A 14,290-nucleotide genomic window follows, 5' to 3' on the forward strand; every position below is an offset into this window, starting at 1 on the left:
CAGTCCTTTGGGTGTGGCTTGTTTTGTTTAGCGACTAATCAGATCGCACAAACTGGACTGAGTTCCCTTCCTCCGGTGATCTACTATTCGGAACAGCTATTTAGGTGAACTTTAGGAAGAGGCATATTCCTTTGGCTCGCTTTTGCTGAAAATGTATAATTTCCAAAAAATGGGTGTGGTTGTGTTGTTCCATGTATAAGTGCAAAGAGTGCTTTTACTGCGACTCTTGGGAAAGTGCGAACAAGTATCCCAAGAACAAAAAATGAAAATTTTAGTCATTCAATATCAATGGGTTACCAGTAAATGCTCTCGTGCCATATGACTTATTCGCACCTTCCCTTGAAGAATCATCAGCATTCATTGGGACAAGTAACCGTGATGCGCCACAAATTGCGAGTTCAGTATAGATAGAGAAAGAAGGATTCGTGTCGAAAAATACAGTCCATTCATCCTGTTCCAGACTAGATAATAATCTTTGGAAAATCTCATGAACCCATTTCCAAGGATCTCCCAAGCCAGGAATTGGTGTACGTCCAGCCTCCTCTGTTATTGCCGGCGCCATAAGCTCTAAATTTCCATCTCCACTTAGAAGATAAAGATTATCAGGCATCATTGCATTTTTTGTTGATACCTGAATGTAGAAGTTTTTTATATCAGGGATCCTGATTACCCATGATTAGCAGTCAGTTACCACGAACTATACTGAACTTACGTACAGTTATCGAGGTGCGAGATCATGGCCAAAAGCAAAATCCAATTCCAGAAAGGCTACAGCCTGTTTGAGTTTCTCAAGGACTATGGCACTGAGGCTCAGTGCGAAAACGCGCTGTTCACTTGGCGTTTTCCTAACGGCTTTGTCTGCCCTGAATGTGCCAACAAGACCTGTTGTCGCCTGAGAAGGCGGCCACGTGTGTGGCAATGCAATCACTGCCGTCACCAGATGTCATTGACTGGAAACACGATTTTCGCAAACACCAAGCTCCCACTGACCAAGTGGTTTCTGGCAATGCACCTGTTGTCACAGACCAAAACTGGCTTGTCAGCGATGGAGCTAAAGCGCCAGTTGGACGTCAAATATGACACCGCCTGGATGCTCAAGCACAAGCTGCTGCAAGCCATGAAAGAGTCCGATGACAAGCAGCCCATCAGCGGCATCATTCAGCTCGATGATGTCTACTGGGGGGGCGAGCGCCGTGGTGGCAAACGGGGTCGGGGCGCGGCAGGCAAGACGCCGTTTGTGGCAGCAGTGGCCCTGAACAAGGAAGGACATCCAATCAAGATGCGGATGACGGTGGTCGATGGTTTCAAAACCAAGTCCGTTGCTGATTGGGCAAAACGGCATATTGCCAGTGGCAGCGCGGTGATATCCGATGGATTGGCCTGTTTCAAAGCGGTCAAGGAGGCCAATTGTGAGCACCTGGGTGTTGTCACCGGGGGCAACCTGGACTGGCTGGATCATCCGGCATTCAACTGGGTAAACACGATGATAGGAAATGTGAAAAACTCGCTGCGGGGCAGTTGCCATACGCTCGGAGCGAAGCATTTACCAAGGCATCTTGCGGAATACTGCTTCCGGTTTAATCATCGTTTTGACCTCAAGAGCATGTTGGTTGAATTGGGGCATGCAGTCGTGGCAAGCCCTCCGATGCCATATCGGCTCTTGAAGCTGGCTGAGGGTCATGGGTAATCAGGTCAGGGATAGTTCTGTTTAAAATTGCATCACTTATATATCCTACGACACTCTTGGGTGTAGCCATTGAGCACAATGTGAGAACTTCATTTTCACCACCGACACCCCCTCCAAGAATTAACATTGAACTATTGGCTTGTGGGCACAAATCAATTACTAATACTTTCCTTTCAGGATGTAACTCCGCAAATCTTGATGCGACATGGAATGTGACAGTGCTTTTACCTGTCCCACCTTTGTTATTCCAGATAGCGTACGCTTCCATAACATCTCCCCGTGATAATTTCAGTATGTAATTTACATTGAAAAGCTTACAAAAAGACCTCGTTATAATAAGTTCGTCAAGACACTTATTATATCTTGTGGGCCAGTGTACATCTGCCTAGGCTTTGTCTAAAGCGTTTGAGTTCAAAGGTGTGAGATACCTCAGCTGTGATATCAGTAAAATGAATATACATTCGCTAATTTTTTATACTCCCCCCCTCTCCAACTCGCCAACTTCCCCGCCGCCGATCAAGTTCAAATTCCGGCTGATCCGCTCCACCGGCCAGTCCCACCAGGCGAGTGCGCCCAAACGGGCGATGGTGTCGTCGTCAAAGCGATAGCGGAGCACCTTGGCGGGGTTGCCGCCGACCACGGCGTAGTCGGGCACATCGCCGGTGACCACGGAGCGGGCGGCGATGATGGCGCCGTTGCCGACTTTGACCCCTGGCATGATCAGGGCCTCATAGCCAATCCAGACATCGTTGCCGATGACGGTATCGCCCTTGTAGGGGAGGCTGCCCGGGGCGGGGGCGGCGCTCTCCCAGCCGTTGCCGAAGATAAAGAAGGGGTAGGTGGAGAAGCCGGAGGTCTGGTGGTTGGCGCCGTTCATGATGAACTTCACCCCGCGGGCGATGGCGCAGAACTTGCCGATGATGAGCTTGTCGCCGATGAAGGGGAAGTGGTAGAGGACGTTGCGCTCGAAGCCCGCCGCATCCTCCGGGTCGTCGTAATAGGTGTAGTCACCCACCTCGATATTGGGTCCCTTGATGGTGTTCTTGATAAAGCACACCTGGGGGAAGCCGTTCATGGGGTGGGGGTTGGCGGGATCGGGTCCGTGCATGGGGGGCTCCTCTGGGGTCTGGGCTCTGGCTACCCTAACGGAATCGGGTGGAGCCTTGCCACCCTTTTGTGCCCTCCGCTTCGCCAGTCTCTGTCGCCCCCTGCCCATGTGCGCATCGACCCGGGGCGGGTTTGTCTCTAGCATGGAAGGGCGGCGGAGTCTGGCTCCGTCAAAATGGATGATGGACGAAGTGCGCCTTGCACACTTCTGGCGGAGAGAAAAGATGAAGCTGCGTTCCTTGTTGATGGTGGGTGCCCTGCTGCTGGGCGGATGTGCGGTCAATCCCTATGGGGGGACGCCTGCGCCGGTCGGCGAGCCGGACAAGCCGGTGACCAAACCAGAGAAACCCGTGGCCGAGCCTGACAAGGCCGAGCCGGTGCCTGCTCCCAAACCCGTGGCACCGACGGGGCTGGCGGTCGCCCTGGCCGATGACTTCCTGAAGGCCGCCGATGTGCAGGCGCTGGCGGGCAGCAGCCCGGTACTGCTGCTGATGGCGCCCCAGAACGGTACAGGTGAGCCCTTCAGCACCCAGCCCCTGGCGGTGGCCATGATCCAGCGCATTCAGGCCAATAGCGGCTTTCGTTTCGCAGACCCGGGTCAGGTGGCGGCCATCACGGGTCAGCTCGAATACCAGCAGGGGGGCATGAACCCCGCCTCCCTGGTGCGCCTGGGTCGTCAGACCGGGGCGGGTTACATGCTCTACGGGGATCTCCTCTCTGAAGGGGGCCGCTACCGGCTCGCCATGAGCCTGATGGATCTCAAGAGCGGCGAACTGCTCTGGAACGCCAGTCGATCCGCGGCCCGCTGATGCCGGCTCGCCATGAGCCTGATGGATCTCAAGAGCGGCGAACTGCTCTGGAATGCCAGTCGATCCGCTGCCCGCTGATGCCGGCTCGCCGGATCCCACTTGACCGGGATCCGGCCCTGCCCCCCTTGTCCGGGGGCGGGAATGCCCCTGTGGCGCTCCTGACGTCACAGGGGTTGAGATGTCGCACTGCCTGAAGGCAAAAACACCTTCCTGACTGTCTGACAACCCTGGTTCTGACAGCATCCCCGATTGCTACCATTCACTTTGCCGGAGGCTTGTCCGGTGAACACGTCACCGATCGCATCCTTCCCGCCCGGCAGGCAGCTTTCTGCCCCTGTGCGATACTCCATGAGTCTTGTATAACAGGAGTACAGGGACCCACTCCCACGGATAGCAAGGAGCTCGGATGGCGCTCTCAGTGGCACAACTCTACGAAGTGATGGCCCAGTTGCCGGATCCCGTTTTCATCCTCAGCGAAGATGGCTACTACATCGAGTACATCGGCGGGATGGAGCAGCAGTCCTACCAGAACGGCAACCCGCTGATCGGCAGACAACTGCTGGACGTGCTGCCCGAGGACAAGGCGCAGTGGGTGATGGCGCAGGTGGCTCAGGCCCTCGCCAGCGGCCAGGTGCAGGTGGTGGAGTATGACCTCTCTCCCGCCGAGGTGGACGGCATCGACGCCGACGCCGGGCCCCAGGGAATGCAGCGTTTCGAGGGCAAGATAGCGCCCTTGCCCTCTTTATATGAGGGGAAGCGGGCGGTGGCCTGGATGACCCGCAGCATCACCCGCCAGCACGAGCTGCAACAGCGGCTCAAGCGGCTCGGGGAGACGGATCAGCTCACCGGCCTCTACAACCGCCACTTCTTCTTCGACCAGTATCACCACAGGGTGCAGGGGCAGCATCTCACCGGCCTCATCATGCTGGATCTCGATCACTTCAAGCAGATCAACGATCGCTTCGGCCACCAGACCGGAGACAAGGTCTTGTGCCGGGTCTGCGAGTGCGTCTCTGCCCAGTTGCGGGGGGAGGATCTCTTCGTGCGCAGCGGTGGCGAGGAGTTTCTGATCCTGCTGCCGCAGATCGACGAGGGGATATTGCTGAAGGTGGCGGAGCGGATCCGCGCCGCAGTGGCGGCCATGGCGCCGGATCCCGCCCCCGTGACCGTGAGCCTGGGCACCACCCTGATCCAGCCGGGAGAGGATCTTGGCACCGTGCTGGCCCGGGCGGACGAGTGGCTCTATCGGGCCAAGCGGGGCGGGCGCAACCGGGTGGCCCACGATGGGGCGTCCTGAGGGGCGCAGTGAACAGGAAAGAGGGCGACCCGGGGTCGCCCTCTTTCATTTGGCCGGGTCAGATCAGCCGAACAGGGTCGAGATATTCTGTCCCGCCATCAGCAGGCCGATGGCCAGGGCGCTGAACCAGACCAGGGTAGCGGCGACCAGGGCATAGCCGAGGGCGACGAAGAGTCCGTCCCGCTGCAACATGCCGATGGCCAGCAGCAGGATGGCCCAGGCGGGCATGGCGTTGGTGAAGGGAATGGCGCCCAGCGGCAGCATCAGCAGCAGGGCGGCCAGCATGATGAGCAGGCCGTTGCAGCGGTTGATGGTCACGCTGCCGGTCAGGATGAGCAGGCGCGGGCGGATGAAGCGGTCGATGCGGGCCAGCAGATCCGCCCCCTTGTGCAGGGTCGGCTTGAGGTGCTCGGCGGCGAAGCGGCGCTCCATCAGGAAGGCGGGCAGCCAGGGCACCCGGTTGAGGGTGATGCCGATGCCGATGAAGAGGATCAGCAGGCCAAAGGGGGTGCTGACGCCGGGAATGGAAACCGGCAGCAGAAAGGGAACCGTGAGCAGCACGCAAAACAGCAGCATGCCCTGTTCGCCCACCAGGGCCAACATCTGGCGCAGGCTGATGTGGCTCTCCTCGATGGCGTGGGCGGTGGCCCTCAGGGTATCGGAGAGCGTGCTTTGGGGGTCGTTGAGTTGCGCGGCAACCATTCCTGAGATCCTCGTTTGTTGATGCCACCGCTGTGGCGCCGCCAGCTTACGGGGCCGAGGTTAATCCCGGATGAATAACCCCGGGGAGCAAAGATATTTCCATCGGGAGCGGGGCAATGAGGCTGGTACAGCCCCCGTCCAGTGTGGGAGACGGGCGCTCTGATATGCTTTGCGCAGGTCTTTTCACCAAAGGATGAGCACATGAGAGGAGCGATGGGGATGGTGCCGGGGTTGCTGCTGCCCCTGGCGGGCTGGGCAGCCGAGCCCCCGGCGACGGGTTGGCAGCTGACTCCCTTTGCGGGATACAGCTCGGCCATCGACTTTCGGGCCATGGACGAGCCGGCCCCCACGCCGCACGGGAGCGACATCGACACCCTGCAAGGGGAGCGCTCCGGCAGTTGGGGGCTCTTCATCAGCAGGGAGGTGGATGACCCCGGCATGGTGGAGCTGCTCTACAGCCACCAGTCGACCCGGGTGTCCCCCGAACTGCCCGACAGGCTGACGGTGGACACCCTGCACTTCGCCGGTGCCCTGACTCTCTCGGACAACCTGATGGCCCCCTATATCGGTGCCGGGATCGGGGTCACCCGCTTCGATGCCTACGATAGCGAGACGGCCCCTTCCATGTCCCTGGCCCTCGGGGTGCAGCCGCGCCTGACCGAACATCTGGCCGTGCGGGCCGAGGTGCGCGGTTATGGTGCCCTGGTCAACGACGACAGCCAGTTTCTCTGCAACCCCGAGATCTGCGCCTTTCGGGTGCGAGGGGAGCTGATCACCCAGTGGCAGGCCAATATCGGCTTGACCCTGAGGTTCTGAGCCCCGCTCGGACTAGGCGATGCCCTTGGTGACGCGGCTGAGGGGCTCGTTGACGTCGAACACCTTGTACTGCACCGCGCTGGCGCCCATGGCGAGCACCCGCTGCTCATGCATGGTGGCGTAGGCGAGGGCGCTCCCCTCATCCTCGAACAGATAGATGCCGCCCGCCTCGCCGGTGCGCGGGTTCTCGGTCCAGATCTTGGAGATGAAGCCGGGCTCCCGGGTGATGGAGTCGGCCAGCGGCATGGCCGCAGCAGTGAGGGCCGGTCCCATCATCTGGGCGGGGAAGTTGAAATGGATCTGCAGCAGGCTGGGCATGATAAACCTCTCGTGGGCGTTGATTGGCGGAATCCGCATCATAGGAAGCCCGCATCTTGGCTGCAAGAAGGCACATTTTCGTGGCATAGTTACCGCAAAGTAACCACTCACGAGCCATACCGTGCCCTCACTGCCCTGTCCCGCCTATCAGGTATTGCGCCTGCTGACCGGCAAATGGAAGCCGGCCATTCTGTTTCATCTGCGCGAACAGACCCTGCGTTTTGGCGACCTGCGCCGCTGCCTGCCCGAGGTGAGCCAGAAGGTGCTCACCGCCCAGCTCAAGGAGCTGGAGAGCGACGGTGTCATCATCCGCACCCTCTACCCCGACGTACCGCCCAGGGTGGAGTACAGCCTGAGCCCCCTTGGCGTCGCCCTGATCCCCCTGCTTCAACAGATGCACGATTTTGCGCTGAACCACGTTGATCTGCTGGCTGGTCAGGGTCCTGTTTCTAGCGAGCCCGCAGCAACCAGCGGCTGAGGGCGGTGGCCGCCAGCAGTCGGTAGCCGAGCAGAGTGAGCGCCAGCAGCGCGGGTACCTTGAGGAGTTCCCACCACACCTGCTTGCCCTGGGGGCCGAAGATCATCAGCCACACCACCAGCATCATGTGCAGACAGTAGAGGCCGAGCACCTTGGGGGCCTGGCGCTCGAGCCAGCTGCCCTGGCCCCAGCCGGGGTTGGCCAGCAGCAGGCCGAACAGCCCCAGCGCCCAGGGAAGCGAACCCAGCAGGTAGTCGTGGCGATTGAGGGGCACGGCGGCAGCGCGCAGCAGCCCTGCGGCCTCCAGGGCGTAGAGCCCCATCCCCACCATCATCATCAGGGCGCAGCGCCTGGCGTCCGGCTGCCAGGCACGCAGGCGCAGCTCGGCGCCAAGCGCCACGAACAGCAGGGAGAAGAAGGGGCCGTTGCGGGTCAGCAGGGCCCACTCGCCCCCGAGCAGCGAGCCATAGGAGCCGCCGATCAGGGCCAGGGCGTAGAGCAGGGCCCCCAGCAGCAGGGCCAGCCTCGGCAGGCGGACCTGCTGGCAGAGCCCCAGGATCAGCACCGCCACCATCAGGGCGGGCAGGAACCAGAGGTGGATCATGCCGCCCACCCACCAGACGTTGAGATGATCCCCGAGCTGCATCTGCCACTGGCCCGCCATGGCGGGCAGGTAGCCCTCGCTCACCGCCGCGAGCGGGTTGAACGGTATCAGCACGTAGAGCAGGCTCCACGCCAGCCAGAGCCCCAGCAGGGGTCGGCAGTAGCGCAGTGCGACCGTCAGCGGGTGGCCCGCAGCGAGGGCGGGTTGCAAGAAGTAACCGGCGCACAGGAAGAACAGCGGCACCGCGAAGCGGCAGAGCTGGTTGATGACGGCCCCGACCAGAGGGTAGGGCGTGCCGTCCCACAGGGCGGGGTCGAAGGGGTTGCTGAAGGGGGAGAGATGGATGGTCATCACGGCCAGGATGGCCACCACTCGCCCGCATTCGATGCTGGAGATGCGCATGATTCCTCGCGGCGTTCGGGAGCTGGGCGCACCCTATCAGCCGCAGGCGTTCCCTATCCAGCCGCCTGGTCGCCAACTGTGACCCCCATAGGCGGCCGGTTACCCTTTGTTACCCGAGGTGCGGGCAAGGTTACCGCCGCCGGGAGCGGGATCCCGTTTTGGTGTCGGTAAAAGGGCTAGAGCAGGGCCACCAGCACGGCGACCAGGGCGCCCAGCAGCAGCAGGGTGATGCCGCGACCGGCGGGGCCGTGCAGCTTGTTCCACATCAGCAGGCTGGTGAGGGCCAGCAGCAGCATGGCCAGGGCCGCCAGATCCCCCACCAGTTGCCAGGGCAGGCCGGTGCCCATGCCACGGTGCAGCCGGTTGAGGCTGGCAGCGAAGTTGGCCTGCTGCAGCTCGGTGCGCACCAGCAGGGTGCCTTCCACATAGCTGGCGGCCACGCTTTCGCTCAGGGTGACGCCGCGCAGCTCCCAGCGGGCCGGCAGGGTGAGAGAGCCGGATGGTGTGGGCAGGGTCTGGGGCGGGGTGATCTGGGGTCGCCCCTCCTCGAACATGTCTGCATAACGCTGTTGCAGCAGGGCTTTCAGTTCATCCGGGCTGGCCAGCGGCGTGCTCAGTACTATCTCTTCGCTCGATTTGGCGGTGTGGGGACCGGGCAGGGGCAGCACGGCCCTGTGTTGTAGCCAGAGGCCGGTGAGGCCGTAGAGCAGCATCAGGGTGAGGGTGGCAAAGCCTGCCCAGGCGTGGATGCGGCGCACCCACTTGTTGTTGTGCAGGGGGAGTTTTCTGCGTGTCATCGTTCGGTGCTTCATAACAATCTGGCCAGCGAACGCTGGCCAGAGGGGTCGGTAAACAGGGAGGATCAGAAGCGGTAGGCGGCGGTCAGGTGCAGCTGACGGGGCGTGCCCGGCATGATCTGGGCCGCGCTGGTGGCGCTGACGAAGTAGTCGTGATCGGTCAGGTTCTCCACGCTCAGCTGGGCTTCCCACTGGGGCCAGCGATAGCCGGCACGGGCGTCGAAGCGGGCGTAACCGGGCAAGGTGGTGGTGTTGGCGTTGTCGGCGAAGCGATCCCCCACCGCCGTCACCCCAGTCTCGCCGAACCAGCCCTGCTTGCCGCTCTGGTAGCCGGCGAACAGCTGGCCGTTCTGGCGGGAGACGTTCATCGGCCGCTTGCCTTGCAGGTCCGCATCTGCCTTGACCTGCTCGGCATCCTGGATGGCGACGCCGCCGCGCAGATAGATCTCGTCGGTCAGCTGGGCACGGGCGCTCAGCTCGATGCCGTCGGTGCGCTGCAGACCGGTGAGGATCACCCGGGTGGGATCCAGCGGATCCTTGCTGCGTTTGTTGTACATCTCCAGCCGGTAGAGAGAGAAGGTGGTGGCGAGGCGGCCGTTCAGCCAGTCGCTCTTCACTCCCCCTTCATAGAGCCGGGTGTGCTGGGGATCCAGGTTGTTGTTCTTGTCCCCCGGGGTGATGCCGATAAGCTCACCGCCCACCGGGGTGAAGGTCTTGCTGTAGGAGGTGTAGAAGGCATGCTCCTCGATGGGGTTCCACACCAGGCCCAGGCGCGGACTCAGGCTGGTGACCGAGAGGGTCTCTTCCTTGTCGAGGTCGTTGCGGCGGCTGCTGACGGTGAAGTCGTCGCGGCGCAGGCCTGCCAGCAGGTGCCAGTCGCCCAGGCTGAGCTGATCCTGCACATAGAGGCCGACACCGCGCACTCTGTGATGGGCGTCGCTGGAGAGTTTCATGGCGCCGTCGTAGGTGGGCAGGGAGCCCGGATCATAGAGGTTGCCTGCCGGGATCGGGTTGGCATTCTGGTAGAGCTTGGGGGTGCGATCCTGCCAGCCCTGCTCCAGGCCCACCAGCAGACGATGGGCGATGGGGCCGGTTTGCAGCTGGCCTTCCGCCTCGGTGTTGCTGGTGAGGCTACTGGCCTTGAGATCCTGCTGCCAGCGGGCACGGGTCACCTTGTCACCCTTGACGCTGGTGACATAGGTGTTGTCGAACTGGCTGTCGAGGGTGGTGTAGCCGAGCTGCTGGCGCAGTTGCCACTGATCGTTGATGTCCCAGGTGAAGCGGGAGCGGGTGGACTGGGCCACATCGTCGATGAAGTCGCGGCGGGTGTCGCTGTAGACGCTCTCGATGGGGACATCCGCCGGGCGACCATCGACGCCGGGAATGCCGCGATCCGGGGTGCGATCGTGCTCGTTGCGCTCGTACTGCACCAGCCAGTTCAGGGTGTCGGTGATCTCCCAGTTGACGGAGGGGGCCAGCAGGGTGCGCTTGCTGGTCACGTCGTCGCGAAAGCTGTCTTTGTCTTCCTGGGCCAGGTTCAGGCGCACCTGTACCCGCTCTCCTGCCTCGCCGTTGAGGTCGGCGGCGAAGCGTCGACTGTCGAAGCTGCCGACCTGGGCGCTGACGCTGGAGGCCTGCCCCTTCTGGGGAACCTTGCTGACCCGGTTGACGATGCCGCCCGTGCTGCCACGGCCGTAGAGCACGGCGGCGGGGCCCTTGAGCACTTCGACCCGTTCGATGTTGCCAAGGTCGCGGGTGTATTGCATGTCGTCGCGCAGGCCGTCGAGGTAGAAGTCGTTACTGGCGCTGAAACCGCGGATGGTGACGCCGTCAAAGCGGGTGTCGCCGCTGGCGTTGACGCCAGGGATGCCGGTCAGGGCTTCACTCAGGGTGGGCTGGCCGAAGGCGGTCAGCTCGCTTGCCTTGACGCTCTCGATGCTCTGGGGCACCAGCTTGGCCGGGGTGGCGGTACGGGTCGCGGTGGCGACCTCTTCATGTTGGCTGCGTTTGCCGACCACGGTCAGGGTTTCGTCTTCGGCACGGGGGCTGGTGCAAACCGCCAGCAAGGCGACGCCCAGCAAGGCGCGCGGGGGGATGGAATGGTTCATCTGGGTGTGACTCTTTGTCGACCAATCGGCCTGAACTTGTTGATTTATTTGTAATTATTGATTTCTCTCATCGCGAGAGGTTGCTAATGATATTGATTTTCATTTGCTTTGCAAGGAGAAGATGCAAGAAAAAGAGATCATTGGCGGGCAGGCATTGAGGGGGCTGGAACCTCGGGGAAAAGGCCGGGGGAACCTTGGTTCGGTTCGGAGGGGACGCTACCATGGTGGCCTCGCGCCTTGGCGCACCATCCGGCACACACAGGGAGATAAACATGGTCGAGATCATCAGGGCGGATCTGCACAACCCTCGTCACGGCGAGGCGCTGATCGCGATGCTGGACGAATACGCCAGGGACGAGATGGGGGGCGGCAGTGCGCTGGCGGACGAGGTGAAGGCGAATCTGGCCGACGCCCTGGCCGCGCGACCCGGTGCCCATGTGCTGCTGGCCTGGGTCGATGGGGAGCCCGCTGGCGTTGCCACCTGCTTCGAGGGCTTCTCGACCTTCGCCTGTCAGCCGCTGCTCAATATCCACGACATGGCGGTGCACCCTGCTCATCGCGGTCACGGCATCGGCAAGCAGCTATTGGCGGAGGCGGAGCGGCTCGCCCGGGAGCTCGGTTGCTGCAAGCTGACCCTGGAGGTGCTGGAGGGGAACAAGGTGGCCCAGGCTGCCTATCGCGCCAGCGGCTTTGCGGGTTATGAGCTCGATCCTGAGGTGGGCCGGGCCATGTTCTGGCAGAAGAAGCTCTGAGCCTCAGTGACAACGCGATCATCCCAAATGAAAAACGGCGCGCAGAGTGCTCTGTGCGCCGTGTCGTCAGGTGGTTGCCGACTTAGAAGTCGTAGCGGGCCGCCAGCTGGAAGTCATCCTTGGTGTTGAGCTTGCCGCTGTCATGGCTGTCGAGGTTGTTGATGCGGTACTCGCCGATGACGCGCAGGTTCTTGTTGAACTTGTACTGGGCACCCAGGGTGTAGTAGTCGATGGAGTCGTAGTCAGACTTGCCAGCCTGCTCCACCTTCTGCTTGTTCCACAGGGCCATCAGGCCGAAGCCGCTCTCGAAGTTGTAACCCAGCGCCCCTTCCCAGCCGGTGTGATCCTTGCCAGTGGCCAGGAAGTCGCTGCCGTCGGCATAGCTCAGAGCGGCGTAGAGGGCCTTGTTGTCGTACTTGGCGGAGAGCAGCCACAGCTTGGCATCCTCTTCACCGCTCTTGTCGCGGATGCCCACGTTGTAGGCGGTCCCCAGGGAGAGGTTGAACGGGAAGGTGTAGGCCACGGCGGCACCGTAGGCGGCATCGCTGTCCTTGCTGGAGGTCTCTTCGGTGTCACCGCCATCGAACTTGTAGCTGGTATCTACCTGGAAACCGTTGAACAGGCCGGAGTACTTCAGCACGGAGCCGGCGCGGTTGGTGGCGAAGGTGTCGGTCTTGGCGCCCAGTGCCTCGTTGCCGTAACCATCGGAGAGGGAGACATCAGTCCAGTCCGCCAGGAAGCCAGGAGCCCCCTTCTGGCGACCGAAGGTGACGGTCCCCCAGTTGGCGCCGACACCGGCGAACGCCAGACGGGTACGCAGGTTGTCGGAGTTCTCGCTGACGGTCTTCTCGCTGTCGTTGATGTACATCTGCAGTTCGTACTGGGCCAGCGCCTTGAGACCCGGGTTGATCTCGCTCTCTACCTTGGCGCCCAGACGGACAAACTGGTTGGCCCCCTGCTTGTCGCTGTATTCGTTCTTGATGTCACCGTTGGCGTCCAGCTCTTTCTTCTCGCCGAAGAACTGGCCGGCGTAGATGCGGCCGTAGAGGTCGAGCAGGGTGCTCTCGTTTTTGTACACTTCGACGGCTTGAGCCTGGAAGGCGGCGGTAAGAGCCAATGCTACTACTGTCAGCTTTTTCATCATGATCCCTTGTGTTGCAAGCTTTTGTTTTAAAAGACGGGGCCATGCTAGAAGTGACAGATGACAGTCGGGTGACCGTGCAATGAACAAACCGTGTCGGTTCCATGTCAGCGGGATGAAAACCGGGATTTATGTGGCTGGTCGCCACTTTTACGCGCAAAGGTTTGCCCTTGTGGTAGAATGCCGCCCGTTTTCGAGCTCCTAAGGTTGGATATGCGATGAGACGTGAACTGGCAATCGAATTTTCCCGAGTGACGGAAGCGGCTGCACTGGCTGGCTACAAGTGGCTCGGACGTGGTGACAAGAATATCGCCGATGGCGCGGCCGTGGCGGCCATGCGCCACATCCTCAATCAGATCCAGATCGATGGCGAGATTGTGATCGGCGAAGGGGAGATCGACGAAGCCCCCATGCTTTACATCGGCGAGAAGGTGGGCACGGGTCAGGGCGACGCCGTGGACATCGCGGTCGACCCCATCGAAGGGACCCGCATGACCGCCATGGGTCAGGCCAATGCCCTGGCCGTGCTGGCGGTGGGCGACAAGGGATCCTTCCTCAAGGCTCCCGACATGTACATGGAAAAGCTGATCGTGGGCCCCAAGGCGAGAGGCGCCATCGATCTCGATCAGGCCCTGGAGCTGAACCTCAAGGCCGTGGCCAAGGCGCTCGGCAAGCCCCTCTCCCGTCTGACCGTCATCACTCTGGCCAAGCCGCGTCATGACAAGGCGATCAAGGAGATGCAGGGCCTGGGGGTGCGGGTGTTCGCCATTCCCGACGGTGACGTGGCCGCCTCCATCCTCACCTGTCTGCCGGACAGCGAAGTGGACATGCTCTACGGCATCGGTGGCGCACCGGAAGGGGTGATCTCCGCCGCGGTGATCCGCGCCCTGGACGGCGACATGCAGGCTCGCCTGATCCCCCGCCACCAGGTCAAGGGTGACAGCCCCGAGGTTCGCGCCCTGGGTGAACAGGAGATCGCGCGCTGCGAGGAGCTGGGCATCGACGTGAGCAAGGTGCTCAAGCTCGAAGATCTGGCCAAGAATGACAACGTCATCTTCTCGGCCACCGGCATCACCAAGGGTGATCTGCTGGAAGGGATCACCAGCGACGGCGTCATGGCAACCACCGAGACCCTGCTGATCCGCGGCAAATCGCGCACCATCCGTCGTATCAAGTCGATCCACTTCCTGGATCGCAAGGACAGTGTGGTACGCGACATCATCCTGTGATGTGCTGACTCCCGCAGCAAAAAGCCCGGCACTGCCGTAATGC

The 14,290-nt window shown here is 61.5% G+C and carries 16 protein-coding genes; 7 read left to right on the forward strand and 9 right to left on the reverse strand.

Features of this window, described 5'->3' with window-relative positions; all coding sequences use genetic code 11:
- Nucleotides 1-271: 271 nt before the first annotated feature.
- Nucleotides 272-613: a ParA family protein gene (locus I6L36_RS14750; protein WP_162540720.1), complete on the reverse strand. Its 342-nt coding sequence runs from the start codon at nucleotides 611-613 to the stop codon at nucleotides 272-274.
- A gap of 123 nt (nucleotides 614-736) precedes the next feature.
- On the opposite strand from I6L36_RS14750, the gene I6L36_RS14755 reads away from it, so the two are divergent.
- A complete protein-coding gene (locus I6L36_RS14755) occupies nucleotides 737-1,687 on the forward strand; it encodes an IS1595-like element ISKpn3 family transposase (RefSeq protein WP_216986719.1) in 951 nt (316 codons plus the stop codon).
- Here the strand turns inward: I6L36_RS14755 and I6L36_RS22295 are convergent.
- Both I6L36_RS22295 and I6L36_RS14765 read right to left on the reverse strand, forming a co-directional pair.
- Complete coding sequence (locus I6L36_RS22295; RefSeq protein ID WP_216986725.1) at nucleotides 1,596-1,955, reverse strand: ParA family protein; 360 nt, start codon at nucleotides 1,953-1,955, stop codon at nucleotides 1,596-1,598. The two genes, I6L36_RS14755 and I6L36_RS22295, sit on opposite strands and share 92 nt — an antisense overlap.
- A 204-nt stretch (nucleotides 1,956-2,159) precedes the next feature.
- Nucleotides 2,160-2,795, reverse strand: a complete 636-nt coding sequence (locus tag I6L36_RS14765) for a Vat family streptogramin A O-acetyltransferase (protein WP_109113051.1) — start codon at nucleotides 2,793-2,795, stop codon at nucleotides 2,160-2,162.
- A 223-nt stretch (nucleotides 2,796-3,018) separates the two neighbouring features.
- On the opposite strand from I6L36_RS14765, the gene I6L36_RS14770 reads away from it, so the two are divergent.
- A complete protein-coding gene (locus tag I6L36_RS14770) occupies nucleotides 3,019-3,603 on the forward strand; it encodes a hypothetical protein (RefSeq protein ID WP_010672673.1) in 585 nt (194 codons plus the stop codon).
- 406 nt (nucleotides 3,604-4,009) lie between these two features.
- Nucleotides 4,010-4,900, forward strand: coding sequence for a sensor domain-containing diguanylate cyclase (locus I6L36_RS14775; RefSeq protein ID WP_109113052.1), 891 nt, complete (start codon nucleotides 4,010-4,012; stop codon nucleotides 4,898-4,900).
- Nucleotides 4,901-4,963: 63 nt separating this feature from the next.
- Here the strand turns inward: I6L36_RS14775 and I6L36_RS14780 are convergent, their stop codons facing one another.
- Complete coding sequence (locus I6L36_RS14780; protein WP_010672675.1) at nucleotides 4,964-5,602, reverse strand: exopolysaccharide biosynthesis protein; 639 nt, start codon at nucleotides 5,600-5,602, stop codon at nucleotides 4,964-4,966.
- A gap of 201 nt (nucleotides 5,603-5,803) precedes the next feature.
- Between I6L36_RS14780 and I6L36_RS14785 the strand changes: the two genes are divergently transcribed.
- The gene (locus tag I6L36_RS14785) at nucleotides 5,804-6,418 is read left to right on the forward strand and encodes an outer membrane beta-barrel protein (RefSeq protein WP_103259388.1); all 615 of its coding nucleotides are present in this window, start codon (nucleotides 5,804-5,806) and stop codon (nucleotides 6,416-6,418) included.
- Nucleotides 6,419-6,430: 12 nt separating this feature from the next.
- On the opposite strand, the gene I6L36_RS14790 is transcribed toward I6L36_RS14785, so the two are convergent.
- Nucleotides 6,431-6,736 carry a monooxygenase gene (locus I6L36_RS14790; protein ID WP_041212361.1) on the reverse strand — a complete coding sequence of 102 codons (306 nt, stop codon included), beginning with the start codon at nucleotides 6,734-6,736 and terminating at the stop codon, nucleotides 6,431-6,433.
- Nucleotides 6,737-6,857: 121 nt separating this feature from the next.
- Between I6L36_RS14790 and I6L36_RS14795 the strand changes: the two genes are divergently transcribed.
- Nucleotides 6,858-7,214 carry a helix-turn-helix domain-containing protein gene (locus tag I6L36_RS14795; RefSeq protein WP_042015355.1) on the forward strand — a complete coding sequence of 119 codons (357 nt, stop codon included), beginning with the start codon at nucleotides 6,858-6,860 and terminating at the stop codon, nucleotides 7,212-7,214.
- Here the strand turns inward: I6L36_RS14795 and I6L36_RS14800 are convergent.
- The 3 genes from I6L36_RS14800 to I6L36_RS14810 all read right to left on the reverse strand — a co-directional run bounded on the left by I6L36_RS14800 (nucleotide 7,186) and on the right by I6L36_RS14810 (nucleotide 11,125).
- The gene (locus I6L36_RS14800; RefSeq protein WP_104455145.1) at nucleotides 7,186-8,220 is read right to left on the reverse strand and encodes an acyltransferase; all 1,035 of its coding nucleotides are present in this window, start codon (nucleotides 8,218-8,220) and stop codon (nucleotides 7,186-7,188) included. The two genes, I6L36_RS14795 and I6L36_RS14800, sit on opposite strands and share 29 nt — an antisense overlap.
- Nucleotides 8,221-8,396: 176 nt before the next feature.
- The gene (locus I6L36_RS14805) at nucleotides 8,397-9,017 is read right to left on the reverse strand and encodes a PepSY-associated TM helix domain-containing protein (RefSeq protein WP_162540576.1); all 621 of its coding nucleotides are present in this window, start codon (nucleotides 9,015-9,017) and stop codon (nucleotides 8,397-8,399) included.
- A gap of 65 nt (nucleotides 9,018-9,082) precedes the next feature.
- Nucleotides 9,083-11,125, reverse strand: a complete 2,043-nt coding sequence (locus tag I6L36_RS14810; protein ID WP_109112470.1) for a TonB-dependent siderophore receptor — start codon at nucleotides 11,123-11,125, stop codon at nucleotides 9,083-9,085.
- Between the two features lie 272 nt (nucleotides 11,126-11,397).
- On the opposite strand from I6L36_RS14810, the gene I6L36_RS14815 reads away from it, so the two are divergent.
- The gene (locus tag I6L36_RS14815; protein ID WP_109112472.1) at nucleotides 11,398-11,877 is read left to right on the forward strand and encodes a GNAT family N-acetyltransferase; all 480 of its coding nucleotides are present in this window, start codon (nucleotides 11,398-11,400) and stop codon (nucleotides 11,875-11,877) included.
- A gap of 82 nt (nucleotides 11,878-11,959) precedes the next feature.
- Here the strand turns inward: I6L36_RS14815 and I6L36_RS14820 are convergent, their stop codons facing one another.
- Nucleotides 11,960-13,018, reverse strand: a complete 1,059-nt coding sequence (locus I6L36_RS14820; protein ID WP_029313567.1) for a porin — start codon at nucleotides 13,016-13,018, stop codon at nucleotides 11,960-11,962.
- Nucleotides 13,019-13,236: 218 nt separating this feature from the next.
- On the opposite strand from I6L36_RS14820, the gene glpX reads away from it, so the two are divergent.
- A complete protein-coding gene (glpX, locus tag I6L36_RS14825) occupies nucleotides 13,237-14,247 on the forward strand; it encodes a class II fructose-bisphosphatase (protein ID WP_039040467.1) in 1,011 nt (336 codons plus the stop codon).
- Nucleotides 14,248-14,290 lie beyond the last annotated feature (43 nt).

The sequence above is a fragment of the Aeromonas sp. FDAARGOS 1406 genome (genome assembly GCF_019048565.1).
Lineage (GTDB): Bacteria > Pseudomonadota > Gammaproteobacteria > Enterobacterales > Aeromonadaceae > Aeromonas > Aeromonas caviae.

What these genes read in the sequence shown, in the direction of transcription:
- I6L36_RS14750 (WP_162540720.1), bottom strand. Translation starts at nt 613, where the DNA reads ATGATGCCTGATAATCTTTATCTTCTAAGTGGAGATGGAAATTTAGAG.
- I6L36_RS14755 (WP_216986719.1), top strand. Translation starts at nt 737, where the DNA reads ATGGCCAAAAGCAAAATCCAATTCCAGAAAGGCTACAGCCTGTTTGAG.
- I6L36_RS22295 (WP_216986725.1), bottom strand. Translation starts at nt 1,955, where the DNA reads ATGGAAGCGTACGCTATCTGGAATAACAAAGGTGGGACAGGTAAAAGC.
- I6L36_RS14765 (WP_109113051.1), bottom strand. Translation starts at nt 2,795, where the DNA reads ATGCACGGACCCGATCCCGCCAACCCCCACCCCATGAACGGCTTCCCC.
- I6L36_RS14770 (WP_010672673.1), top strand. Translation starts at nt 3,019, where the DNA reads ATGAAGCTGCGTTCCTTGTTGATGGTGGGTGCCCTGCTGCTGGGCGGA.
- I6L36_RS14775 (WP_109113052.1), top strand. Translation starts at nt 4,010, where the DNA reads ATGGCGCTCTCAGTGGCACAACTCTACGAAGTGATGGCCCAGTTGCCG.
- I6L36_RS14780 (WP_010672675.1), bottom strand. Translation starts at nt 5,602, where the DNA reads ATGGTTGCCGCGCAACTCAACGACCCCCAAAGCACGCTCTCCGATACC.
- I6L36_RS14785 (WP_103259388.1), top strand. Translation starts at nt 5,804, where the DNA reads ATGAGAGGAGCGATGGGGATGGTGCCGGGGTTGCTGCTGCCCCTGGCG.
- I6L36_RS14790 (WP_041212361.1), bottom strand. Translation starts at nt 6,736, where the DNA reads ATGCCCAGCCTGCTGCAGATCCATTTCAACTTCCCCGCCCAGATGATG.
- I6L36_RS14800 (WP_104455145.1), bottom strand. Translation starts at nt 8,220, where the DNA reads ATGCGCATCTCCAGCATCGAATGCGGGCGAGTGGTGGCCATCCTGGCC.
- I6L36_RS14805 (WP_162540576.1), bottom strand. Translation starts at nt 9,017, where the DNA reads ATGACACGCAGAAAACTCCCCCTGCACAACAACAAGTGGGTGCGCCGC.
- I6L36_RS14810 (WP_109112470.1), bottom strand. Translation starts at nt 11,125, where the DNA reads ATGAACCATTCCATCCCCCCGCGCGCCTTGCTGGGCGTCGCCTTGCTG.
- I6L36_RS14815 (WP_109112472.1), top strand. Translation starts at nt 11,398, where the DNA reads ATGGTCGAGATCATCAGGGCGGATCTGCACAACCCTCGTCACGGCGAG.
- I6L36_RS14820 (WP_029313567.1), bottom strand. Translation starts at nt 13,018, where the DNA reads ATGAAAAAGCTGACAGTAGTAGCATTGGCTCTTACCGCCGCCTTCCAG.
- glpX (WP_039040467.1), top strand. Translation starts at nt 13,237, where the DNA reads ATGAGACGTGAACTGGCAATCGAATTTTCCCGAGTGACGGAAGCGGCT.